The 24,842-nt window shown below is 50.4% G+C and carries 21 protein-coding genes; 16 read left to right on the forward strand and 5 right to left on the reverse strand.

Annotation, left to right across the window (positions count from 1 at the left end; translation table 11 throughout):
• Positions 1–119: 119 nt before the first annotated feature.
• From UNDKW_RS13260 to UNDKW_RS13295, 8 genes are all read left to right on the forward strand, one after another.
• Positions 120–914 carry a thymidylate synthase gene (locus UNDKW_RS13260; protein WP_162059070.1) on the forward strand — a complete coding sequence of 265 codons (795 nt, stop codon included), beginning with the start codon at positions 120–122 and terminating at the stop codon, positions 912–914.
• A 17-nt stretch (positions 915–931) separates the two neighbouring features.
• Positions 932–1,414 (forward strand): dihydrofolate reductase, encoded by a 483-nt coding sequence (locus tag UNDKW_RS13265; RefSeq protein WP_174247591.1) that lies wholly within the window; start codon positions 932–934, stop codon positions 1,412–1,414.
• Positions 1,415–1,421: 7 nt separating this feature from the next.
• The gene (locus UNDKW_RS13270; protein ID WP_162059072.1) at positions 1,422–1,991 is read left to right on the forward strand and encodes a DUF4337 domain-containing protein; all 570 of its coding nucleotides are present in this window, start codon (positions 1,422–1,424) and stop codon (positions 1,989–1,991) included.
• 16 nt (positions 1,992–2,007) lie between these two features.
• Positions 2,008–2,796: a MipA/OmpV family protein gene (locus UNDKW_RS13275; RefSeq protein ID WP_162059073.1), complete on the forward strand. Its 789-nt coding sequence runs from the start codon at positions 2,008–2,010 to the stop codon at positions 2,794–2,796.
• Between the two features lie 330 nt (positions 2,797–3,126).
• Positions 3,127–5,397 (forward strand): arginine/lysine/ornithine decarboxylase, encoded by a 2,271-nt coding sequence (locus UNDKW_RS13280; protein ID WP_162059074.1) that lies wholly within the window; start codon positions 3,127–3,129, stop codon positions 5,395–5,397.
• A 180-nt stretch (positions 5,398–5,577) separates the two neighbouring features.
• Positions 5,578–6,483 (forward strand): flagellar brake protein, encoded by a 906-nt coding sequence (locus UNDKW_RS13285; protein WP_162059075.1) that lies wholly within the window; start codon positions 5,578–5,580, stop codon positions 6,481–6,483.
• 220 nt (positions 6,484–6,703) lie between these two features.
• Positions 6,704–9,193: a DUF1800 family protein gene (locus tag UNDKW_RS13290; RefSeq protein ID WP_162059076.1), complete on the forward strand. Its 2,490-nt coding sequence runs from the start codon at positions 6,704–6,706 to the stop codon at positions 9,191–9,193.
• A 12-nt stretch (positions 9,194–9,205) separates the two neighbouring features.
• Positions 9,206–10,657 (forward strand): DUF1501 domain-containing protein, encoded by a 1,452-nt coding sequence (locus tag UNDKW_RS13295; protein ID WP_162059077.1) that lies wholly within the window; start codon positions 9,206–9,208, stop codon positions 10,655–10,657.
• Between the two features lie 59 nt (positions 10,658–10,716).
• Here UNDKW_RS13295 and UNDKW_RS13300 read toward each other — a convergent pair whose 3' ends face one another.
• Both UNDKW_RS13300 and dcd read right to left on the reverse strand, forming a co-directional pair.
• Positions 10,717–11,637, reverse strand: a complete 921-nt coding sequence (locus UNDKW_RS13300; protein ID WP_162059078.1) for a glutaminase — start codon at positions 11,635–11,637, stop codon at positions 10,717–10,719.
• A 13-nt stretch (positions 11,638–11,650) separates the two neighbouring features.
• A complete protein-coding gene (dcd, locus tag UNDKW_RS13305; protein ID WP_110253642.1) occupies positions 11,651–12,217 on the reverse strand; it encodes a dCTP deaminase in 567 nt (188 codons plus the stop codon).
• A gap of 278 nt (positions 12,218–12,495) precedes the next feature.
• On the opposite strand from dcd, the gene UNDKW_RS13310 reads away from it, so the two are divergent.
• From UNDKW_RS13310 to UNDKW_RS13335, 6 genes are all read left to right on the forward strand, one after another.
• Positions 12,496–14,829, forward strand: a complete 2,334-nt coding sequence (locus UNDKW_RS13310; protein WP_162059079.1) for a YgiQ family radical SAM protein — start codon at positions 12,496–12,498, stop codon at positions 14,827–14,829.
• Positions 14,830–14,994: 165 nt separating this feature from the next.
• On the forward strand, positions 14,995–15,285 hold the full coding sequence (locus UNDKW_RS13315; RefSeq protein ID WP_162041522.1) for a hypothetical protein: 291 nt from the start codon (positions 14,995–14,997) through the stop codon (positions 15,283–15,285).
• A 194-nt stretch (positions 15,286–15,479) separates the two neighbouring features.
• A protein-coding gene (prfB, locus tag UNDKW_RS13320; RefSeq protein ID WP_162059080.1) for a peptide chain release factor 2 occupies positions 15,480–16,584 on the forward strand; the annotation gives its coding sequence in 2 pieces (ribosomal slippage) (positions 15,480–15,560 and positions 15,562–16,584; 1,104 coding nt in all).
• Positions 16,585–16,735: 151 nt separating this feature from the next.
• Positions 16,736–18,214 (forward strand): lysine--tRNA ligase, encoded by a 1,479-nt coding sequence (gene lysS, locus UNDKW_RS13325; RefSeq protein WP_370529133.1) that lies wholly within the window; start codon positions 16,736–16,738, stop codon positions 18,212–18,214.
• 105 nt (positions 18,215–18,319) lie between these two features.
• Positions 18,320–20,107 carry an ABC transporter ATP-binding protein gene (locus tag UNDKW_RS13330; protein ID WP_162059082.1) on the forward strand — a complete coding sequence of 596 codons (1,788 nt, stop codon included), beginning with the start codon at positions 18,320–18,322 and terminating at the stop codon, positions 20,105–20,107.
• 110 nt (positions 20,108–20,217) lie between these two features.
• Complete coding sequence (locus UNDKW_RS13335; protein WP_162059083.1) at positions 20,218–20,691, forward strand: cupin domain-containing protein; 474 nt, start codon at positions 20,218–20,220, stop codon at positions 20,689–20,691.
• Between the two features lie 20 nt (positions 20,692–20,711).
• Here UNDKW_RS13335 and UNDKW_RS13340 read toward each other — a convergent pair whose 3' ends face one another.
• The 3 genes from UNDKW_RS13340 to UNDKW_RS13350 form a co-directional block, all read right to left on the reverse strand.
• Positions 20,712–21,707 (reverse strand): NAD(P)/FAD-dependent oxidoreductase, encoded by a 996-nt coding sequence (locus tag UNDKW_RS13340; RefSeq protein ID WP_162059084.1) that lies wholly within the window; start codon positions 21,705–21,707, stop codon positions 20,712–20,714.
• A 74-nt stretch (positions 21,708–21,781) separates the two neighbouring features.
• Entirely contained in the window at positions 21,782–21,985 is a 204-nt protein-coding gene (locus UNDKW_RS13345; RefSeq protein ID WP_162059085.1) for a hypothetical protein, read from the reverse strand.
• A gap of 91 nt (positions 21,986–22,076) precedes the next feature.
• Entirely contained in the window at positions 22,077–22,526 is a 450-nt protein-coding gene (locus UNDKW_RS13350; protein WP_162041529.1) for a CBS domain-containing protein, read from the reverse strand.
• A gap of 188 nt (positions 22,527–22,714) precedes the next feature.
• Between UNDKW_RS13350 and UNDKW_RS13355 the strand changes: the two genes are divergently transcribed.
• A complete protein-coding gene (locus UNDKW_RS13355; protein ID WP_162059086.1) occupies positions 22,715–24,025 on the forward strand; it encodes an O-acetylhomoserine aminocarboxypropyltransferase in 1,311 nt (436 codons plus the stop codon).
• A gap of 1 nt (position 24,026) precedes the next feature.
• Positions 24,027–24,833 carry an alpha/beta fold hydrolase gene (locus tag UNDKW_RS13360; protein ID WP_162059087.1) on the forward strand — a complete coding sequence of 269 codons (807 nt, stop codon included), beginning with the start codon at positions 24,027–24,029 and terminating at the stop codon, positions 24,831–24,833.
• The last annotated feature ends 9 nt before the right edge of the window (positions 24,834–24,842 follow it).

Genomic DNA, 24,842 nt, shown 5'->3' on the forward strand with positions numbered 1-24,842 from the left:
TAGCTTGCTCTCAGCTGCAGTGGATGAGACTCATTACAATCTCCAAGAGTTTTATCTCTCCCTAAGGTATACTAGCGCCTGAACAAGATAGCAACTCAACATAGCAATTTATTAAGCCCATGCATCAATACCTTGACTTCATGCGCCATGTGAAAGAACACGGCACCCAAAAAACTGACAGAACCGGCACAGGTACAGTGTCAGTCTTTGGCTACCAGATGCGCTTTGACCTGAGCAAGGGCTTTCCATTGGTGACCACCAAAAAGCTGCACCTCAAATCCATCGTGCATGAACTGATCTGGTTCCTGGCAGGCTCGACCAATATCAAATACCTCACGGATAATGGTGTCTCTATCTGGAATGAATGGGCGGATGCCAATGGTGATCTTGGCCCGGTTTATGGTTCGCAATGGCGCAACTGGCCTACACCTTCCGGCGAACACATAGACCAGATTAAACAAGTGATCGAGCAGATACGCAATAACCCTGACTCACGCCGCCTCATCGTCTCTGCCTGGAATGTTGCAGATGTCCCGCAGATGAAGCTGCCACCCTGCCATATGATGTTCCAGTTTTACGTCGCTGACGGCAAATTGTCCTGCCAGTTGTATCAGCGCAGCGCAGATATATTTTTGGGTGTGCCTTTCAATATCGCATCCTATGCCTTGTTGACCCATATGGTGGCGCAACAAACCGATCTGGAAGTTGGTGATTTTATCTGGACGGGTGGTGACTGCCACTTGTATTCCAATCACATGGACCAAGTTAACGAACAATTATCACGTAGCACTTTGCCATTGGGTCAATTGATCATCAAGCGCAAACCTGAATCCATCTTTGATTATCAGTTTGATGATTTTGAGTTTGCAAATTATCAATTCCACCCCGCAATCAAAGCACCTGTTGCTGTTTAAACCCTGGATTCATGAGCATGTCATCTTTAAGTATTATTGTTGCAACCGACTCCAAGCTGGGCATAGGGATAGATAATAAGCTGCCTTGGCATTTGCCTGAGGATCTTGCCCACTTTAAGCGGACCACCACTGGACACGCCATCATCATGGGCAGGAAAACCTTTGAATCCATAGGTCGCCCCTTACCGAACAGGCGCAATATTGTCGTCACGCGGAATCATGAGTGGCAACATGCAGGGGTGGAAGCAGTGGCATCGCTGGATGCAGCGCGGGCGTTGCTGGACCAGAAATTGGCTTTCATCATAGGCGGAGCCGAGATTTACAGCCAAAGCATGGAATTGGCCAATGAACTGGTCGTGACCGAGATACAACAGGAGTTTGCATGTGACGCTTTTTTCCCAGTGATCAATCCGCTAATATGGAAAGAGACGGGAAGAGAAAAACATTTCTCCAAAGAAAAAAATTTACATTTTGCATTTGTCACTTACAAAAAGATTTAGGATTACTATGTCAGGACACGGGTTTCACGTACACGGACCGCATGATCATGAGTTGGAACATGCAGCCCACGGCAATGATGATTTTGCCAGCAAAATTGCAGTAATGACTGCGATCATGGCAACTGTCGGAGCCTTGTTTGGCTATGAAGGCGGCGCAACACAAAATGATGCAGCCATGTTCAAGAATGACTCGGCCATTAAAAAGACCGAAGCATCGAACCAATGGAATTATTACCAGTCGAAGTCGAGCAAGCAAAATCTCGCCGAATTGGCAATGGTGATACCAGGTGCTGATGTTGCAAAATACAAAGCAGACGTTGAACGCTACAAAGTAGAAAAAGAAGATATCAAGAAAAAAGCAGAAGCCCTGGAAAAAGAAAGCCTGGACCGGGAAGAAAAGTCCAAAGAGGCACTGCATCAGCATCATCGCTGGGCTCAGGCCATGACTGCTGTGCAAATTGCCATTTCCCTGGCAGCAATCACCTTGCTGACCAAGAAAAAATGGCTGCAGTATGCTTCTTATGGTGTAGCTGGGGTTGGTGTAGTACTGGCGGGACTTGCTGCCCTCCATATATGACAAAGACGAGAACATAATGAAAAAAATACTCGGTATCACATTATTAGCGATGGCCTGTTCCGCAGGAGCACAGACCTCGCAATTTGTGCAACTGGTTCCCACTACCTACCTGCCCAAGGACGTGAACTTTTCTCTGGGTGCTGTTGCACTCAGCATGCCTAAATACACAGGCTCTGATGAGCGTCGTCTGGCAGCTTATCCCATGTTTGATGCGCAATGGAAAAATGGTGCCTTCTTTAGCGCCGTTAATGGTCTTGGCTATAATTTCTCAAAGAACGCCAGTCTGCAGTACGGCCTGCGCATGTCGCTGGAAGCCGCACGTGATGAGTCGCGCTCCAGCAAATTGCGTGGCTTGGGTGACGTCAACATGGCAGTTGAACCCGGCGCTTTCCTCAACTACAACATAGACCAAAATTTTTCTCTGGCATCGTCTGTACGCTATGGATCAGGTCTGGATCATAACGGTGTACAAGTCAGCTTTGGCGTGCGTGCAACTACTTTACTGAGCCCACAACACAGGCTTTCTGCCAGCATAGGTGCAAACTGGGTTAATTCTGCTTACATGCAGTCATACTTCGGTGTAACTGCCGCACAATCTGCCTCCAGTGGCTACTCACAGTACACACCCTCTTCCGGCATCTCAGATATCAAGCTTGGTGCCAGCTGGCATTGGAATATTGACAACAACTGGTCTTTGACAACCGGTGCCTCAGTTAGTCGTTTGAATGGCGATGCTGGCAGGAGTCCATTTGTATTCCAGAAAACCCCTGTCACCATCTTTTCTGCTGCAAGCTATCGCTTCTGAAGACGCACTTTGCAATGCATGATCAGATAAAAGAGTGTTTGCAGAAACACTCTTTTTTTATTTATGCAGCAGGCTAGGCGAGAGCATAAAGGCGCTGATTTGTTAAATAAAATTTATCGCTACCGCCATTTGACGATGCAAGATATGGTACGACTCCTGATTTGATGACAATCAGATGAAATTTTGCATTTCATGGCTAAAAGCTGAGATTTTTTAACATCAGCACCCACATATCTGAGAGAATTCGCTTCTTTGAATTTTTCGGCGCGCAAGCGGTTGATTTAACTTGCCCAGGCGTCTCCCTTGTAACAAGCTTTTTTGGAGACCTCCATGAAATTCCGCTTCCCCATCGTCATCATCGACGAAGACTTTCGTTCTGAAAACACCTCCGGTCTTGGCATACGCGCACTTGCTGACGCGATAGAAACCGAAGGCATGGAAGTACTGGGTGTAACCAGCTATGGTGACTTGTCCCAGTTCGCCCAGCAACAATCGCGTGCGTCCGCCTTCATCCTCTCGATTGACGATGAAGAATTTGGTGACGGCACCGATGAAGAGACTGATTACGCGTTGAAGTCCTTGCGTGCCTTCGTTGAAGAGATTCGCTACAAGAATGCAGACATCCCGATTTACCTGTACGGTGAAACCCGCACTTCACGCCATATCCCGAATGACATCCTGCGCGAATTGCATGGTTTCATTCACATGTTTGAAGACACGCCAGAATTCGTGGCACGTCATATCATCCGTGAAGCCCGCTCTTACCTGGATGGCCTGGCACCACCGTTTTTCCGCGCCCTGGTACATTACGCCAATGATGGCTCCTACTCCTGGCATTGCCCGGGCCACTCAGGTGGCGTGGCCTTCCTGAAGTCGCCTATCGGCCAGATGTTCCACCAGTTCTTTGGTGAAAACATGCTGCGGGCCGACGTGTGTAATGCGGTAGAAGAACTGGGACAGTTGCTCGATCATACCGGTCCGGTCGCTGCGTCTGAACGCAACGCCGCACGCATTTTCAATGCGGATCACTGCTACTTTGTGACCAATGGCACCTCGACCTCCAACAAGATGGTCTGGCATTCCACTGTTGCACCTGGCGATATCGTCGTGGTAGATCGTAACTGCCATAAGTCCATCCTGCATTCCATCATCATGTGTGGTGCGATACCGGTTTTCCTGATGCCGACACGGAATCACCTTGGCATTATCGGCCCCATCCCGCTGGAAGAATTCAGCTTGGAAAGCATACAGAAGAAGATAGAAGCCAATCCTTTTGCACGCGAAGCCAAGAACAAGAAGCCCCGTATCCTCACCATCACGCAATCGACTTACGACGGCGTGTTGTACAACGTCGAAGTATTGAAGGATTTGCTGGATGGCGAAATCGACACCCTGCACTTTGACGAAGCCTGGTTGCCGCACGCGACCTTCCATGACTTTTATAAAGACATGCATGCCATCGGCAAGGACAGGCCACGCGCCAAGAAATCGATGATTTTCTCGACCCAGTCTACGCACAAACTGCTGGCGGGTATTTCTCAAGCGTCGCAAATCCTGGTGCGTGAATCAGAGTCGCGCAAACTCGACCGTGACAGCTTCAATGAAGCTTACCTGATGCATACCTCGACTTCGCCTCAATATTCGATCATCGCCTCTTGCGATATCGCAGCAGCGATGATGGAAGCGCCAGGCGGTACGGCATTGGTAGAAGAATCCATACTCGAAGCCCTGGACTTCCGCCGCGCCATGCGCAAGGTTGATCAGGAATGGGGCAAGGACTGGTGGTTCCAGGTCTGGGGACCGGAAGAATTTGCAGCAGATGGCATAGGTTCGCGCGATGACTGGATGATACGTGCGGAAGACGACTGGCATGGCTTTGGCAAACTGGCGCCTGGCTTCAACATGCTGGACCCGATCAAGGCCACTATTGTGACACCAGGCTTGTCACTGGAAGGTAAATTTGGCGAAACGGGTATCCCTGCGTCCATCGTCACCAAGTACTTGGCCGAGCACGGCGTTATTGTTGAAAAATGTGGCCTGTACTCATTCTTCATCATGTTCACCATCGGCATTACCAAGGGCCGCTGGAATACTTTGCTGACCGCCTTGCAACAGTTCAAGGATGACTACGACAAGAATCAGCCCATGTGGCGCATCTTGCCAGAGTTTGCAGCAGCCAACCCCCGTTATGAAGGCGTAGGGCTGAAAGACCTGTGCCAGGGTATACATGAAGCCTATAAAGGTCATGATGTGGCGCGCCTGACGACAGAAATGTATTTGTCCGACATGCAACCGGCGATGAAACCATCTGATGCCTTTGCCATGATGGCGCACCGTGAAACTGAGCGGGTATCGATCGATGAACTCGAAGGCCGCGTCACGGCCATCCTGTTGACCCCTTATCCCCCAGGCATCCCGCTGCTTATTCCTGGCGAGCGCTTCAACCAGACTATCGTTGATTACTTGCGCTTCGTGCGTGATTTCAATGAAAAATTCCCAGGCTTCGAAACCGATTGCCATGGTCTGGTCAAAGCAGAAGTCGATGGCAAACGTGGCTATTTTGTAGATTGCGTCAAATCCACAGCAGAAAGCGGTAAATAAGGCGTAGTCAAAAACCTTAGTCTTTCTGCCTGACAGAGCACTTATTGCCATTCCCCGGCAATAAGTGCTTTTTATTATACAAAGGCACAACAAGATGCTTAATTTGCTCCAATTTTCGATATACAATCAGATTGATAATCAAGACTATGGATACAGTAAATGGGTGGTGCAACAGGACTAATGCCGATCAAACATACGGAAATCAACGTAGGTCAGACTGCGCCATGGCCTATCTATGACGAGCAAGGCCATCTGTTGATGGCATCTGGTGTCAAAATTGAAAGTCAGCACCAACTCGACGGCCTGCTTGAACATGGTTACTGCAATCCAGATGCCATGTGGGACACTATCCCCTCAAAACTCACGCCCATTTCCAAAACAGTTTCATCTCAATCTTCAGCAACTGGTTCCAGCCCTGCTCCGCAAGACGCGCACAAAGATACGCTGATGGAGTTGGACAGCGTACGCTGGAACGTAGGCGAAATTCTGTATCTGCAAGTCCATGACCATACGGCTGTGCGTTATACAGTGAAGTTGATCGGATTTGTCAAAAATATGTCCATCATGGTGACCGCACCGTCTATCGATGGCAAAGCCGTCATTATTCGTGACGGACAAACCTTTATAGTCCGGGCGTTCCCAGGTAAAAAAGCGTATGCATTCACCGCATCAGCGATCAAATCCGTATATTCACCCCATCCCTACCTGCATATCTCTTATCCCAAGCAAGTTCGTTGTACCACCATACGCCAGGGCTCGCGTGCCAATGTCAAAATCATTGCGTCCGTCACCATAGGCGACCCAGAGCAAACTGCTGCGGCCACTCTCGGTGATTTGAGTATGGGTGGCGCCTCCGGCGTCATGAAAAAACCTGTTGGAAAAAAAGGTGATGCCGGGGTCATCAAATTCAGAGTCAGCGCTGCCGGGAATGACGAGTATCTGACTCTGAATGTCATCTTGCGCTCACAAGCACAAACTGAAAATGGCCTGGAATACCGGCATGGATTTGAGTTTGTCGATGTTTCAGCCCAATCCAAGTTAATTTTGTCAGCATTTGTGCATCAAACCCTGGCTGAAATGGACTAGCCTGGCAAAGCCAGTGCGCCTATTTTGATCTCATCAAATGCTGTCCAGCATTTGCAAATCCAGCACCAATAGCGGGTGCCGCATTACATTTACTTACCATTCATAGTGGTTTGTGTGGTGCCTAACCCTTTGTTACACTTTATGGTGAATGGCACTATATGCTTGCATTAGAATTGCCTACCAGAATGTAAAATCTGAGTGTGGACAATCAGGAGTCACCATGACCATCATCAAGCTACCCGCAATCAGGCAATGCTTGCTTGTTTTATCTGTTTTCGTATTGAGCTCATGCGGTGGCGACCAAAAGACCAGTCCCACATCGGCAGAACCTGCTGCCAACCCTCCAACGATATTGGAAAGATTGTTTGCGCCAGCACCGGTAGTCACCAGCACGACGATCAGTTTTGGCGGTAATCGCTCAAATTATTCGATTACCCAGACCAGTACAGGCTATTCAGTCAAGGACAATATAGGCACTGATGGCACGACCGATGTCAATTCCAGCATTCAGCAACTGATATTTAAAGATGTCTCGGTCAATCTGCAGATTGCCAGCCTGTCGACCAGCATTGCAGCCAATGACCTGAACAACATCATTGAGTTGTACATCTCTTATTTCAACCGTATTCCTGACGCGAATGGCCTGGCCTACTGGATCACCCAATTCAAAAATGGCATGTCCATAGAAAAAATTGGGGATTCGTTTTACATTGCAGCCATACAGGATGCGGCACTGACTGGTTATGCACCGGACGCCAACAATGTCGATTTCGTCACCAATGTTTACCGCAATGTATTGAGCCGCTCACCACCAGATAAGGCCGGGCTGGATTACTGGACGAGCAGCCTCGCCAATGGCACGGTAACACGTGGAATAGTCGTTCGCTCGATGCTGATTGCCGCCCATGGTTATGCAGGTGATGCAGCCAATGGCTGGGTAAGCACCCTGCTCGACAATAAAATCAATGTCGCCAAGAACTTTGCCATTCAGCAAGGTTTCACTTATATAAGCAAAGCAGACTCCATCACCAAGGGAATGGCGCTGGCCTCTACGGTCACACCAACAGACTCCAGTATTGCCAATGGAATGATACAAGCGCTGGTAGGCTTTCAGTCGAGCAATAATGCCAATGCGCCTACTCCAGCTCAGGCATCCCGCTTCCTGGCACAAGCCAGTTTTGGCGCGAACAATGCTGACATCAATAGTCTGACGAACAGCAGCTATAGTGCATGGATAGACAAGCAGTTGGCCATGCCGCAAAAATTGCACCGCAGTTATATGGATGCCCAGGCTGCTGGCTTCATCAATGGCTTGAGTGATTTAAGCCAGAATAACTTTTTTGAATCATTCTGGCAGCAGGCAATCAAAGGCGATGATCAATTAAGACAGCGCGTTACCTTTGCTCTGTCACAAATATTCGTGGTGTCCTTCCAGGACAGCAATGTTGCCAATTACCCGCGTGGTGTTGCTGGCTATTACGATACGCTGGGAGCCAATGCCTTTGGCAACTTCCGTAACTTGCTGGAATCAGTCAGCCTGCACCCCATGATGGGCACCTACCTGACTTCTTTACGCAATCAAAAAGAATCCGGCACCCAAGTTCCCGACGAGAATTATGCACGCGAAGTCATGCAACTCTTCACTATCGGCTTGTATCAGTTGAATCAGGACGGCACTTATGTCATGAACGGTGGCAAACCAGTAGAGACCTATTCCAGCACAGATATACAGGGTCTTGCCAAGGTATTCACAGGATGGAGCTGGGCAGGCCCGGACAAGAGTGACAACCGCTTCTTTGGTGGCAATGCAGACGCCAACCGTGACTGGTTGCCTATGCAAAGCTACCCAAAATACCATTCTGTCTCGGCCAAGACTTTCCTGGGTGTGACGATTCCGGCACAGTCACCAGCGAACCCTGAAGCGAGTTTGAAAACTGCATTGGATACCTTGTTCAATCATCCAAATGTCGGCCCCTTCATCGGCAAACAATTGATACAGCGCTTGGTCACCAGCAACCCTAGCCCGCAATATATTTCCAGGGTCGCGGCAGCTTTCAACAACAATGGTTCGGGTATCAGGGGTGATATGCGTGCCGTCATAAAAGCAATTTTGCTGGACAATGAAGCGCGCAATGACACTACCCTGGCCTTTGCCAACACTGGCAAACTCAGGGAGCCGGTATTGCGCCTGGCGAACTGGATGCGGGCATTCAATGTAAGTTCCACTTCTGGCCGATTCCTGATGACCAGCATGGATGACCCGCTCAGTGGTCTGTCAGAAACACCAATGCGTTCACCAACGGTATTCAATTTCTATCGCCCCGGTTATGTACCACCAAATTCAGGCATCGCCAGCGCAGGCCTGGTGTCGCCAGAAATGCAAATAACAGGTGAAACCTCAGTCGTTGGCTACCTGAACTTCATGCGCGATGTAATACCCAACGGTACCGGTTCATCGCGTGACGTCAAGGCGGATTACAGCAGCCTCATCAATTTGGCGGCAACGCCGGACCAATTGCTGGATCAACTGAACCTGACCCTGATGTCCAACCAGATGACCAGCAACTTGCGCAGCCAGATTTTGACAGCTGTTAATTCGGTCACGATACCAACCAACAATACAGCCAATGCGGATACAGCGAAGAAGAATCGCGTCTATTTGTCAATTTTCCTGACTATGGCCTCTCCTGAATATCTGGTCCAAAAATGAACGGGATCCAACATGACTAAATTGAACACTTCGCGCCGCGAGTTTTTGCGCTTCTCCACTGCACTTGGTGTTGCCGGTGCTGCAGGCAGCGCCAGTCTGCCCTTTGCCATCAATCTGGCAACCATGGGTTCCGCTGCTGCACAAACCTCTTCCGGCGGCTACAAGGCACTCGTATGCCTGTTCCTGTATGGTGCCAATGATCACGCCAATACCGTACTGGCAACTGACAGCACGTCCTGGAGTCAATACACGACAGTGCGTACCACCAACGAGGCAGGATCAATAGCCCTGCCCGCCGTCGGCAGCAATGGCGGCGTCTTGCCTATCAGCCCGACCACATTACAAGCTGGCCGCAGCTTCGCATTACATCCGCAGTTGGGCCCACTAAAAAGCCTGTTTGACAATGGCCGCGCAGCGATACTCAGCAATGTTGGTCCGTTGATCGTGCCGACCACTCTGGCACAATACAAGGCTGGCAGCGTACCGCTGCCACCGAAACTGTTTTCCCACAATGACCAGCAGTCCCTGTGGCAAGCGTATGCACCTGAAGGAGCAGCTTATGGCTGGGGCGGACGCATGGGTGATATGCTGGCCGCATCGAATGCCTACCCCGTATTTACGGCGATATCAACATCTGGCAACGCTGTTTTTCTTGCAGGGCGCAACATCAATCAATATCAGGTAAGCGCGTCAGGCGCAGTACCTATTGGCGGTCTGACGGGCACCCTGTTTGGCTCCAGTGCTGCTGGCAATCCTTTAAAGAACATCATCGCATCAGACTCTGCCAATCTGTTTCAGAAAGAGCATGCGGCGGTCACCAACCGCTCCATCAACGCACAAAGCTTGCTTAGCCCTGCAATGGCGCCTGCGGGCGCTACTGGCGTTCCCAACCCCACGCAATATACCAACCCCAACAATGGCAATCTGGCCAACAATGGTCTGGCCTCCCAATTGCAAACGATCGCCAGGATCATCGCCGGACGCAGCGCCCTGGGCGCACAAAGACAAGTGTTCTTTGTCAGCCTGGGTGGCTTCGATACGCATGACTTCCAGCGTACGGCGCATGCAGACCTGATGGCCAGGCTGGCTCATGCTATCAGTTATTTTGATGGCGTCATGGGTAACTTGCAGGGCACTGACATGCGCAAGCAGGTGACCCTGTTCACGGCCTCGGATTTTGGCAGGACCTTTACCAGCAATGGTGATGGTACCGATCATGGCTGGGGCTCGCACCACTTCATCGTTGGTGGCGCGGTCAAAGGTAATAATATTTATGGTGATTTCCCGGTAACGGGGCTCAAGCATAGCCTCGATGTGGGTTCCGGCAGCCTGCTGCCACAGATATCGGTTGATCAGTATGGTGCGACACTGGCAAACTGGTTTGGACTGAGCACAAGCCAGATCAATGATATTTTCCCGAATATCACTAATTTTTCAAACCGTAATCTGGGATTCCTGGCTTAGGTTAAGCACCACTGCAAATGCACAATGCTTGCAGTGGTGTCAGTGGTGTATATCGGAAATCAAAAAATGGATCTGGCTGTCAGCGTAGTGAAACGCTCCAGCGCATAAGTACCCGCCAGCGAATTGCCGGTGGCATCCAGCCCCGGCGACCAGACAGCCACTGCAAGTTCACCCGGCACCAGCGCCAGAATACCACCGCCGACACCACTCTTGGCGGGCAATCCCACGCGGTAGGCAAAATCACCAGCAGCATCATAGGTACCGCAGGTCAGCATCAACGCATTCAGGCGCTTGGATGAGCTGGCATCGAGAATTTGCTGCCCACTCCAGGGTATGCTGCCATGATTGGCCAGGAAGCTGCCCGCCTTGGCCAACTCAGCACAAGTCATGGTCAGCGAACATTGGCGGCAATAGCTATCGATGACGGTTTTGACGGGATTATGCAGATTGCCAAAATCTTTCATTAAATGGGCAATTGCATAATTGCGGTGCGCGGTCTGACGTTCAGACTGGGCAACCGCCATATCAAAATCGATGGTAGGTTCGCCAGAAATGGTACGGGCAAACTGCTGAACCGCAATATCAGATTGCACAAAGCGAGCCGACAAAATATCAGCAATGACCAGCGCGCCCGCATTAATGAAGGGATTACGCGGCTTGCCACGTTCGTATTCCAGCTGCACCAGGGAATTGAAAGGACTACCGGAAGGCTCGCGCCCTACCCGCTCCCAGATTGCATCGCCTTCGCGGGAAAATGCCAGCGCCAGCGCAAACAGCTTGGTGACGCTTTGTAAAGAAAATTTTTGCTGGCTATCACCTATGTTGTAAGTGCTGCCATCCAGGCAATACACAGCCATGCCAAAATGCTGGGCTGATACTTTGGATAACTCAGGAATATAGGAAGCCACTTTCCCCTGAGTCAATAAAGGCTGGACTTCAGCAAAAATGGTCTGAAGTATGGCTGCGTAATCAGGCAACATCTATACTAAAAGCTCAAGTCTTTGGAAGAGTAACACCGACCTGGCCCTGATACTTGCCGCCACGATCTTTGTAAGATGTTTCGCAGATTTCATCGCTCTCAAAGAACAGCACCTGGGCGCAACCCTCACCTGCATAAATTTTGGCTGGCAATGGTGTGGTATTTGAGAATTCCAGTGTCACATAACCTTCCCACTCAGGCTCAAACGGCGTGACATTGACAATGATGCCGCAACGCGCATAAGTGGATTTGCCGAGGCAGATGGTCAATACACTGCGCGGAATACGGAAATACTCCATCGTGCGCGCTAGCGCAAATGAATTTGGTGGAATGATACAGACATCGCCCTTGAAATCGACAAAGGATTTTTCATCGAAGTTTTTAGGATCCACAATTGTGCTGTTGATATTCGTGAAAATCTTGAATTCATCGGCACAACGTATATCGTAACCGTAAGAAGACGTGCCATAACTGACGATGCGGTTGCCATCACGCTCACGCACCTGACCTGGTTCAAACGGCTCTATCATGCCGTGTTGTTCTGCCATACGGCGTATCCATTTGTCTGATTTAATACTCATGCGCTTCTCCTGCCAAATTAATATTGGCGCGATTTTACGCGAAAACAGCTATATCTAATATGGAATTAGCAGCAAAAAGGCCAAACAAATTTATAAGGAATTTTGCGCAACTGTAAATATTGCAGGTACGCAGGAAGTTGAACCATTGCTGCGCCAGGAGCCTGATCGTGAATGAAATTAGCAATAAGACCACCTCAACTTCTTGCAAGCTTTTGATTTTTCAGAAGAATTTCCTTGTCGACACACAAAACAAGTAGCTTTCCGGTACAATTCGGCCCATGAACGCTCAGCCTAAAAATTTATTCTCTTTCCCACGTTTTCGTCCTGAAGTCGGCGGGAAAAATACTGCTCCATTCCTCCCCATGTCACGCGCCGAAATGGATGTACTGGGCTGGGATAGTTGTGATGTCATCCTCGTTACTGGCGATGCCTATATTGACCACCCCAGCTTCGGCATGGCCCTGATAGGCCGTCTGCTCGAACATCACGGCTTCCGTGTTGGCATCATCAGCCAGCCGGACTGGCAATCTGCCGATGCCTTCCGTGCGCTGGGTAAGCCAAATCTGTATTTTGGTGTCACGGCGGGCAATATGGATTCCATGGTGAACCGCTATACGGCTGACCGTAAAATACGCTCAGAAGATGCCTATACGCCCGATGGCGACCGCACAAAACGCCCCGACCGTGCCCTGGTGGTGTATGCTCAGCGTGCCCGTGAAGCTTACCCGGATGCCAATGTAGTTGTCGGCAGTATAGAAGCCAGTTTGCGCCGTATTGCGCATTATGATTACTGGTCTGACAAGGTAAGACGCTCGGTTTTGCCCGATTCAAAAGCCGACATCCTGTTGTTTGGCAATGCCGAACGCGCGCTCATAGACCTGACCCACCGCCTGGCAAGTGGCGAAGCCATCAAGGATATCCGCGACCTGCGCGGTACCGCCTTCATGACACCAAAAGGCTGGCTGCCAGATGAAGAATGGACAGAAATCAATTCTGTCAAAATTGATACGCCGGGCAAGATAGAAGCGCATACCGACCCGTATGCGATGGTGCCTGAGAAAGAGGCAAAATGTGCCACCGGCGATGCTCCTGCAGCCACATCCATAGAAGCCAGGCAAGAGGTCAAAACCGAAGCCAAGGCTGACGTCGTCCAATTGCAAGCCATACGTATCATGAGCCGCGAAGAGCGTCAGCTCATGCTGCGCAACAAGCAACACAAATCTGTCATACGCCTGCCTTCCTTTGACGAAGTCAAGGAAGACGCGATCCTGTATGCCCATGCATCACGCGTATTCCATCTCGAAGCCAACCCTGGCAATGCCAAGGCGCTGGTGCAAGGCCATGGCGACCGCGACGTATGGCTGAACCCTCCACCGCTGCCACTGACCATGGACGAAATGGATGGCGTGTATGACCGCGCCTACGCACGAGCGCCCCACCCTGCCTATGGCAAGGCGCGCATACCAGCCTGGGAAATGATACGTTTCTCGGTGAATATCATGCGTGGCTGCTTTGGTGGCTGTACTTTCTGCTCGATTACCGAGCATGAAGGCCGCATCATACAGAGCCGCTCTGAACCTTCAATTTTGCGCGAGATAGAAGAAATCCGCGACAAGGTCAAAGGTTTTACCGGCACCATTTCTGATCTTGGCGGCCCGACAGCCAACATGTATCGCCTGGCCTGCAAGGACAAGAAAATAGAAGAATCCTGCCGTCGCTTGTCTTGCGTCTATCCTGGCATCTGTTCAAACCTGGGCACCGACCACAGCAAGCTGATATCGATTTACCGCAAGGCGCGCGCGCTTCCCGGCATCAAGAAGATACTGGTCAGTTCCGGGTTGCGCTATGACCTGGCCGTGCGCTCGCCAGAGTATGTAAAAGAACTGGTCACCCATCACGTCGGCGGCCTGCTGAAGATTGCGCCTGAGCATACTGAAGCTGATACTTTGTCCAAGATGATGAAGCCCGGCATAGGCAGCTATGACGAGTTCAAGGCCATGTTCCAGAAGTATTCAAAAGAAGCTGGCAAGGAACAATACCTGATCCCTTACTTTATCGCTGCCCATCCCGGCTCTACCGATGAAGACATGGTGAACCTGGCTGTCTGGCTCAAGAAAAATGATTTCAAGCTGGATCAGGTGCAAACCTTCATGCCTACTCCTATGGCGCTGGCAACCACCATGTACCATACCCGCAAGAATCCGCTGAAGAAAGTCACTGCCGATTCTGAGCTGGTGGAGACAGCACGCTCAGGCAAGATCCGCAAATTGCACAAGGCGTTATTGCGTTATCATGCGCCAGAAAACTGGGAAATCATCCATGAAGCTCTGGTACGCATGGGCAGGCGTGATTTGATAGGTAGTGGGCCCAAGCACCTGATCCCGCTGCGCCAGCCGCATATACCGATTACCATCGATGAGAGTGGCGTTGCCAATGGCAAGCGGGTTGCCGCCCCGAGAATTGATACCTTTGGCAAAAAGTCTTATGCACGCGCAGCAGTAAATGCAAAAACAACACCAGGCAAACCTGCTCCGACCAGTTCTGTACGGCCTGCGCTTGCATACAAGTCAGCAAAATCCAAAGCAGCCACGAGCAAGACAGGCAGACGCTAGCAAATTAATAAGCAACAATGTTGTGCAGGAAATGAAAGCTGTGTTGGCCCGCACCGGGCAACACAGCTTTTTTTCAAGCTTGCCCTTTTCATGCTCTGCCACTGATGTAGAATCAAATCATCACTTACCATCAAATCCAGGTCATCAACAACATAGGGAGGAAGTATGAAACACATGAAAACAGTATTGATACTTGAGCATACTGAAGAGGTTTTCGACAAGCTCACCTGTGATGTCTGTGGGGCAGAGTCAAAGTGGGATGAAAACTGGGCAAGCAAAGAGCACGAAAAATCCATTACCACCCTGCAACTGGAAGAGGAAGAGTCTTTCCCTCATGGTGGCCAATCTACCCAGACGCAATACCATATTTGTCCATCCTGCTTCAAAACTCATCTGGCGAAGTGGATGGAAAGCCACAGGGAATCGAAACCCACAATCACTAACTCGGTCTGGTAACAGCACAAACCAGGCATTAAGCCAAATGCACTTTTGTGCAAATGCGCAAAAATGAGCGATAAACCCAGGCAAATCTGTCTGGGCTTAGTCTGAGTTTAATATCATTTAAACATATCAATGTGAGCAAATTACTTCAAGCGCCTTACAGCAAGGTATAATGCAAGGTTTGATTGCATTAGAAAAGTACACCTATCATGGAAGCAGAACGCCTCAATAGCCTGTCCGCCCTGCTCGCCGACCTGACAGTCCGCGAAGCCGAACTCCGGAGGTATCTTTGACTTCGATATCAAGTCAGAGAAACTCGAACAAGTCAACGCCGAACTGGAAGACCCCGCTGTCTGGAATGACCCCAAACGCGCCCAGGAACTAGGCAAAGAAAAAAAATCCCTGGAAGCCGTAGTCAACACCCTCATCAAGGCTGACAGTGGCCTGCGCGATGCCAATGATTTATTCACCATGGCCCGTGAAGAGAATGACGACGATACCCTGGAAGCCATAGAAGCTGATGCACAAGGCTTGCGCGAACTGGTCGAAGGCATGGAATTCCGTCGCATGTTCAACAACCCCATGGACCCGAACAATTGCTTTATCGACATCCAGGCCGGTGCTGGTGGTACGGAAGCACAGGACTGGGCATCGATGTTGCTGCGTCAATACCTGCGTTATTGTGAGCGCAAAGGCTTCAAGGTTGAAATTCTGGAGCAATCCGACGGTGATGTTGCCGGCATCAAGACTGCGACCCTCAAGGTAGAGGGCGAATACGCCTATGGCTTCTTGCGTACGGAAACCGGCGTACATCGCCTGGTACGCAAGTCCCCATTCGACTCCAACAATGGCCGCCACACATCCTTTTCCAGCCTGTTTGTCTATCCTGAGGTAGATGACTCGTTCGAGATTGACATCAATCCAGCAGATGTGCGCACCGATACTTACCGCGCTTCTGGTGCCGGTGGTCAGCATATCAATAAAACTGATTCCGCTGTTCGTTTGACGCATGGCCCTTCGGGCATCGTTGTCCAATGTCAGAATGACCGCAGCCAGCACAGGAACCGTGCTGAAGCATGGGAAATGTTGAAGGCCAAGCTCTTTGAACTTGAATTACGCAAGCGCATGAGTGAAAAGCAGAATCTGGAAGATTCCAAGACCGATGTCGGTTGGGGTCATCAGATCCGCTCTTATGTACTGGATCAATCCCGCATTAAGGATTTACGCACGAATTTTGAATCTGGCAACACCAAGGCAATTTTGGATGGTGATCTGGACGAATTCATTGCGGCATCCTTAAAGCAAGGCGTTTAATACATTGCTTACAGTGCGCAGGCGATCGCCTGCGCAGCCTTAAAGAATCAAAACCTGCAGGCCAGATGCCTGCCCTCCCTTAGGGAAAATTATGTCCAACATCAATAACACAACTCCAAATGGAGATACGCCAGTCGATGAAAGCTCCGTCATGGCAATTCGTCGTGCCAAATTGGACGCGATCCGCGCCAAAGGCATAGCCTTTCCAAATGATTTCCGCCCACTGCATAAAGCCGCTGATCTGCATGAGAAATACGGATCAAAAACTCGTGAAGAGCTGGAAGTAATGAATGTTGAAGTGACGATTGCTGGTCGTATGATGAAACAACGTGAAGCTGGCAAAAAAGCCGCCTTTGCTGAACTTCAAGACGCTTCTGGTATTAAGGCTAACGGTTGCATACAGTTGTATGTCACCACGGACAAAACCGGTGAAACCGAAATGGAAGCCTTCCGTCACTATGACCTGGGCGACATCCTGGGCATAGAAGGCGTACTGTTCAAAACAAAAACTGATGAATTGACAGTCAAGGTCACGACCTTGCGCATGCTGACCAAGTCCCTGCGCCCTTTGCCTGACAAATTCCATGGCCTGGCCAATCAGGAAACCAAATACCGCCAGCGTTATGTCGACCTCATTATGAGCGAAGACACACGCCGTACCTTCAAGGCACGCACGGCAGCCATGAACTCTATCCGCTCCTTCATGAACAGCAATGATTTCATGGAAGTGGAAACACCGATGCTGCACGTGATACCTGGCGGCGCAGCAGCCAAGCCTTTCATCACACACCACAATGCGCTGGACATGCAGATGTATTTGCGCATTGCACCTGAGTTGTATCTGAAACGTCTGGTGGTTGGTGGCTTTGACCGCGTGTTTGAAGTCAACCGCAACTTCCGCAATGAAGGTGTATCGCCACGCCACAATCCGGAATTCACGATGATGGAATTCTATGCTGCCTATGTCGATTACAAATGGCTCATGGACTTTACTGAACAAGTGATCCGCAAGGCGGCTGAAGATGCGCATGGCACAGCGGTATTGACCTATCAAGGTCGCGAACTGGATTTGAGCAAGCCTTTCCAGCGTCTGACCATCGTTGGAGCCATCAATAAATACGCACCAGGCTATACCGACGAACAATTGCATGATGCTGAATTCATCGAAAAAGAATTGCTGAAGTTTGGCGTCAAACCTTTCGCTACCGCTGGTCTGGGCGCATTGCAACTGGCTCTGTTTGAAGAAACGGCAGAAGCGCAATTGTGGGACCCGACTTATATCATCGACTACCCTGTCGAAGTCTCGCCACTGGCGCGTGCCTCTGACACAGTTGCAGGCATCACCGAACGTTTCGAGCTGTTCATGACGGGCCGCGAAATCGCCAACGGCTTCTCGGAATTGAATGACGCAGAAGACCAAGCAGCGCGCTTCCAGGCGCAGGTTGCAGCAAAAGATGCTGGCGATGAAGAAGCCATGTACTACGACGCTGACTACATCCGCGCCCTGGAATATGGCCTGCCACCGACTGGTGGCTGCGGCATAGGCATAGACCGTTTGATGATGTTGATCACTGATTCACCTAACATCCGTGACGTGATTTTGTTCCCGCACCTGCGCCGGGAAGAATAATAATTGACATAGTCAAACATAAATAAGGAAGGGACTGTAGAATTTGCAGTCCCTTTTGTTTTCTGCTCATCTTCTGCCAATTTCTGCCATTAAGTAAATCCTGCCATGCCACCAGTCCATCCACTTAAAAAACTCCTGAATTATGCCAAGGCCTATAGAACAGATTATCGGCTGGCGACCATTTATTCGATATTGAACAAATTCTTTGATGTCCTGCCAGAGGTCTTGATTGGTGTCGCCGTCGATATCGTCATCAATGGCGACAAGAGTTTTTTGGCAAAACGGGTGCTGGGTGGTTTCGGGATCACCGATACCTGGCATCAACTGATGTTCCTTGGCACGGTGAATGCCCTGATCTGGGCCGGTGAATCCTGGTTCGAATATCTGCTTTCGATCAAGTGGCGCAAGCTGGCGCAAAACCTGCAGCATGATTTGCGGCTTGATACCTACGACCATGTGCAAAAACTGGAGATGGCATATTTTGAAAACCAGCGCACTGGCAACCTGATGTCCATCTTGAATGAAGATATCAACCAGATGGAACGTTTCCTCAATGGCGGCGCAAACCAGATCATCCAGGTTATCTGCTCTTCCATCATGGTCAGTGCAGTGTTTTTCACTTTACAGCCGTCCCTCGCTGTCATCTCCTTGTTGCCAGTACCGCTGATATTGATAGGTGCATTCTGGTTTCAAAAACGCCTGGCACCGCGTTATTCTGAAGTACGCGAAGCAGCCGGTGATGTCAGCGCCCGCCTGAATAATAATTTGCTGGGTCTGGCCACCATCAAAGCCTTTGCGACTGAGAGCTTTGAAAAAAATCATATCGCCGAAGCCAGCAACACGTATCGCGAGGCCAACAGCAATGCCATTGCCATCAGCGCCGCCATCACACCGGTCATCCGCATGGCGATTCTGGCTGGTTTTACCGCAACCCTGGTCTACGGTGGCTGGCTGACTTTGCAGGGCGATCTGGCTGTCGGCGCTTATTCTGTATTGGTGTACCTGACGCAACGCCTGCTGTGGCCTATGACAGGCCTGGCTGAAGTCGCAGACATGTATCAGCGTTCAATGTCAGCCATAGACCGTGCCATGGGTTTGCTGGATACCAAAATCAATATTCCCTATGAAGGCAAGCATATTGCAGCTTCACAGATCAAGGGCGAGTTGCAATTTGATCAAGTCGATTTTGCTTATGGTGACCAAAAGACCTTGCAGCAGATCAGCTTAAATATACCTGCAGACAAAACCATTGCCTTTGTTGGCTCGACCGGTTCAGGCAAATCGACCCTGGTGAAATTGCTTTTGCGCTTCTATTCTGCACAAGCAGGAAAAATCAGACTGGATGGCATGGAGATCAATGACATCAACCTGCAAGACCTGCGCCGTTGCATAGGCTATGTTGCGCAAGACAGCTTCCTGACTGACGGTACGATAGCCGACAATATTGCCTATGGCATGCAGGATGCTGATGATGCGGCCATCCGGGATGCGGCGCAGGCAGCAGAAGCCATGGAATTTATTTCAAAATTGCCGCTGGGCTTTGCCACACGCATAGGTGAACGCGGGCAAAAACTCTCTGGCGGCCAGCGCCAGCGCCTGGCATTGGCCAGGGCCATTTTGAAAAACCCACCTATACTAATACTCGATGAAGCCACCAGTGCCGTCGATAATGAAACCGAAGCAGCAATTCAGCGTAGCCTGGATGTCGTCAGCCGCAACCGCACCACCATCGTCATCGCCCATCGTTTATCCACCGTACGCCAGGCAGATTGCATACACTTGCTGGAAGCTGGCAAGATCATAGAAAGTGGCACACATGACGAATTGCTGGCACTGGATGCCGGTTATGCGGCTCTGTGGCGCTTGCAGACCGGTGAACGCGCTCATGTATAATCTGAATCAATAAGTAAATTGCAAAAAGTTAAACAGTTTCATGTTTAACTTTGTTTTTCATACTGGATGGCAGTTTGGTGCTACTCTTACAACATGGGAGAGTATAAAGCATGAAAAAATCACTGACGATAGGCGTAGCTGCCGTTTTGCTGACCTTGCTGGGCGTCACGTCCTATCAGGCTATTGCCTATGTCACGCAGGCGCAGCCGGCAAGTGCTACGGCTGTTAATTTGCCAGTCAAACCTTTTGAGGTTGATCCGTCCTGGATCAAGGAAGGCAAGCCGAATTTTCGTGCGGCTGAATTTTTCAAATCCCATGATGGCGATACCAGTTCAGGCATTTTTGAGTGTGATGGCCCCTCTACTTTTGAATGGCATTACCAGCTTGATGAAAGTATCTATGTGCTGGAAGGCGGCGTGGATATTGAATATGAGGGGAAAAAGTTTTCCCTGAAACCGGGTGATACTGTGCTTTTCCGTGCAGGCACGAAAGCACTCTGGCATGTGCCTAAGGGAATACGCAAGAGCTGGACCCTGCATGATGCTGGCAAACCCGCACGCGGGCTTGCCAAGTTACTCAAATAAGCACAGCAACAAGCCGACAATCAGTCAGGAATTGCCTTTGCCAGTGCCAGCGCACTGAGGAAGGCATTTTCCACTTTGCCTGCCCCTTCAAGACCAGCAGCAAACCAGTCTCCGCAGACACCTATACCCTGCTTGCCATTCCACAAGAAATCAGAAGCCACTGGATTCACTGCCTCGGCATAACGCCAGCGGTGTACGACAGCATGGATGGGCTGTATCCATGAGCCAGTCGCTTCATGAAAGGCCTTGGTCAGTTTTTCTTTGACCCTTTCATCATCATCCTCCAGATGTTCAATACTCCAGGCCTGCGTGGCGTGACAGACCCAGCGTTCGCCAGCCCTGTGCAGGGGCTTGGCATCATCATGCGCTATCCAGCCAAGACGGGAATTATTGATCCAGGCACCGTCATATGGCAAATCCAGTGAAGTCTGGAAGCCCAGCATCAGCGTCCAGCATGGTGCCAGGTGAGCCTGCTTGGCCTGTTTGGCCAGTGCTGGCACCACACTCAACAAGGGTTCAGCCTGGTTAGCAGGAATAGCCAATATCACTGCATCAAACGGCCCCGCGGTTGCGGCAATTGGTACCGTGGCTGATCGGATGGACAACAGCCATTGCTTGCCGTGTGCTTCCAGAGCACTCACCTGCTGCTCTGCACGTACATCCAGGCCATGCGCCAGTTGCTTGCAAAGCGAACTCATGCCAGGCACAGCGATATAACGCGTACCACTGCGCCCTGCTGGCTTGCTACTGCCAGCTTCCAGCGTCGCCAGCTTGGCAGTCCATGGAACGACCCAGCCAAATTTTTTCCAGTCTGCAATTTCTTTTTTAAAGCGTTCGGAGCTGGCAGTGAAATATTGAGCGCCATGATCAAAACCACCCAGCTCCGTATGTCTGGTACTCATTCGGCCACTGACGCCCATGCTCTTTTCATACACGGTGACATGGTGGCCTTGCGTCTGTAATTGCCGCGCAACTGTCAACCCTGCTAATCCGGCTCCAACAACAGCGATATGCATATTATTTTCCTTATCTAGCGTCCAAACAGACAATAAAAAACGCCCGCTATACAAGCTTGCGGGCGTCAATTGGTTTAGTGCATATTGATATCTACTTTAGGAACAGCGTTCTCGCGACCATGCAGACTGGCGCGACGTGCTGTACAGTCAGGAACACTGCCCCTGACCAGGCGCAGCATCCTGGCAGCCCTGCTGTCAAGCACATCGAGCATGACTCTCGCAGAAGGTAGAGGTATCCCAGAGAAACCTGAACTTGCTGCGCCGCTGCTAAGTTTCATGCTAAGTTTCATTCGCGATCCTGAAATAGATATCGACACACCTTGATCTTTGCGCATTGATCTTTATTGATCAATGCGCAAACATTCGTGCTTACTGCTCGTTTTCTTCAACGGGCCAGTCACGGATATAGGCTTTCAACATCTTGTTTTCAAAACTTTGCGCTTCCAGCACGGCTCGGGCTACGTCATAGAATGAAATAACGCCCAGCAGAGTTTTGGCATCCATGACAGGCAGGTAGCGTGAATGCTTTTCCAGCATCATGCGACGCACTTCATTCACTTCGGTTTCTGGTGTCACAGTCAGTGGATGGTCATCCATATACTTGCGCACAGTGCCATTACCAAGGGAGCCCTGGTTTTTATGGATCGCGCGGATAACTTCACGGAAAGTCAGTATGCCAACCAGATCGCCGTATTCCATCACGACCAGAGAACCTATGTCTTTCTCTTCCATGACGCTGACGGCTTCAGTGATGGGGATATCAGGTGTGATCGTGAAAAGGATATTACCTTTCACTTGAAGTATCTCTGAAACTTTCATGATGTCCCTCCTCTTATACATTTTTGTGAGCCTTCATTGCAATGTATCGCAAGCCTTGCAAAAAATCCAGCATGTAAAATATTTTATTCATCATTTCACGCGCTTTGCTCTAAGTTTTTGTCCGCCTTTTGCACCTTAGGCATCAGCGATGGTAGCATTGCTGCCTCACAATATGGAGACTCTCACCAATGAGCGGCCCTAAATATCATGGCTTTGATACCCTATCCCTGCATGCTGGCGCTGCGCCTGATCCAGCCACAGGTGCACGTGCCACCCCTATTTACCTGACATCCTCTTTTGTGTTCAAGGATTCAGATCATGCAGCATCGCTCTTCAATATGGAAAGAGCAGGGCACGTCTATTCGCGCATTTCCAACCCTACCAATGCGGTACTGGAAGAAAGAATTGCTGCACTTGAAGGTGGCGTTGCAGGCATAGCCGTTGCCAGCGGGCAAGCTGCCATGCACTTGGGTCTGACAACCATAGCTGGCGCAGGTTCCCACGTTGTTGCTTCACGTGCCCTCTATGGCGGCTCGCAAAATTTGCTGGCTTACACCATGAAACGTTTTGGCATAGAAACCACCTTTGTTGATCCCCGCGACATGGATGCCTGGCGTACCGCGATACGCCCGAATACCAAGGTGCTGTTTGCTGAAACCCTGGGCAACCCGGGTCTTGATGTGCTGAACATCCCAACAGTGGCAGAAATTGCGCATGAGCATCATTTACCGCTGATGCTGGACTCGACCTTTACCACGCCTTATCTGCTGAAGCCATTTGATCATGGTGCCGACCTGGTGTTCCACTCAGCCACCAAGTTCTTGTGCGGCCATGGCACAGCCATAGGTGGTTTGCTTGTCGATGGAGGTACTTTTGACTGGCAGGCCGCCTACGAAAAAACCGGGCACTTTGCTGAGCTTTGTGAACCTTATGATGGCTTCCACGGTATGGTGTTCAATGAAGAATCGACAGTCGCCGCATTTTCACTCAGAGCCAGACGAGAAGGCTTGCGTGATTTTGGTGCCTGCATGAGCCCGCACAATGCATTCAGCATCCTGCAAGGCATAGAAACCCTGGGCCTGCGCATGGACAGGCATGTGGCAAATACTCGCAAAGTCGTCGAATTCCTGGTGGCTCATCCGGCGGTCGATTCCGTTTCGTATCCAGAACTGGAAAATCACCCTGACTATGAACTGGCAAAGACCTTGCTACCCAAAGGTTGCGGTGCAGTATTCTCATTCAACATCAAAGGTAACCGCGCTGCCGGACAGCGCTTCATTGAATCACTGAATATTTTCTCGCATCTGGCTAATGTCGGCGATGCCAAGTCCCTGGCCATCCATCCAGCTTCAACCACACACTTCCGCGTGCCGGCAGAACAGTTGCTGGCCTCTGGCATTACCGAAGGAACCATGCGTCTGTCGATAGGACTGGAAAATGTCGAAGACCTGATCGAAGACCTGTCCCGTGGCCTCAAAGCTGCACAGAAAGGAGCCTGAGATGTTATTTGAAGTCAATGGCCAGACAGCCTATTGCTATACCGGTGGCAAGGCTTACAACTCTGCCCTGCCCACGCTGGTGTTTATCCATGGCGCACAGAACGATCACTCGGTCTGGGGTTTGCAGACCCGTTACCTGGCACACCACGGTTTTAATGTGCTGGCAGTCGATTTACCCGGCCATGGCCGCAGCAAAGGCCAGGCACTGACCAGCGTAGAACAAATGGCAAACTGGCTGCTTGCTTTGCTGGATGTGGCAGGCATAGCGCAAGCCACGCTGATCGGACATAGCATGGGTTCCCTGATTGCGCTGGAGAGTTGCTTTAAAGCGAACTCACGTGTCAGTAAACTCATCATGGTTGGTACCGCTTATCCCATGAAAGTATCCGATACCTTGCTTAATGCCGCCCGTGATGAAGAGCAGACCGCAATTGATATAGTGAATATCTGGTCGCACACATCCATCGCACACAAGCCTTCCTGCCCCGGCCCTGGCTTTTATGTCATGGGTGTCAGCCAGCGTCTAATGCAGCGTATTTCTGCCATCAATCCTGACAAGGTTTTTTATACCGACTTTGCAGCCTGCAATGCTTATGCCAACGGTGAAGCAGCCGCACAATCAGTCACTTGCCCCAGCCTGTTCATACTCGGTAAAAAAGACATGATGACACCAGCAAAGGCCAGCCTGACCTTGAGCAAAGCCATCACAAATAGCCAACAAAAGATCATAGACAATTGTGGCCATTCATTGATGTCAGAACAGGCCGATCAGGTGCTGACGGCCATTCATGAATTTGTAAAGGCATAAGCAGCGATG

Origin of the sequence: Undibacterium sp. KW1 (assembly GCF_009937955.1) — a bacterium.
Lineage (GTDB): Bacteria > Pseudomonadota > Gammaproteobacteria > Burkholderiales > Burkholderiaceae_D > Undibacterium.